Annotated in this window: 1 pseudogene; it reads left to right on the forward strand. The window is 77.3% G+C overall.

Annotated features, from left to right (window positions below):
* Positions 1–192 (forward strand): annotated as a pseudogene (locus FV228_RS32735) (AsmA family protein); the annotation flags it as partial.
* Positions 193–428 lie beyond the last annotated feature (236 nt).

Raw genomic sequence — 428 nt, forward strand, 5'->3', positions numbered from 1 at the left:
GCGGCCCGGGGCGACCTCGCCCTGCGCGCGCTCGCCGACCTCCCGGGCCGCGGGCTGCTGTTCGAGGTCACGGGCCCGCTGGATGCCCCCACGGCGCAGATCGTGTCCCACGGCGAGGCGATGCTGCCCGATCCCTTCAAGGTGCCGGCCGCCCTCGGGCTGAGCGGTGCCGCCCGCGCCTACGCACCCTGACCGCGATCTCCGCGCCTGCCGCCCGACCCCGAGCTCCGGCCCCGAACCCCTCCGTGACCCCCATGCGCCGCCAGCTTATCGAGGATCCCGTCACCCGCGCCGGGCCGCTGTCGCGGCGGCTCGCGGTGTTCTCGATCCTCGCCACCGGTCTCGCCCTGATCCTGGTGCGCGACCCGCGCGCCGACACCGACGCGGCGCTGGTAGCGCTGGCGGCCGGGCTGTGCGTCGCCCTGGCC

The organism is Methylobacterium sp. WL18 (genome assembly GCF_008040015.1).
Classification (GTDB): Bacteria; Pseudomonadota; Alphaproteobacteria; order Rhizobiales; family Beijerinckiaceae; genus Methylobacterium; species Methylobacterium mesophilicum.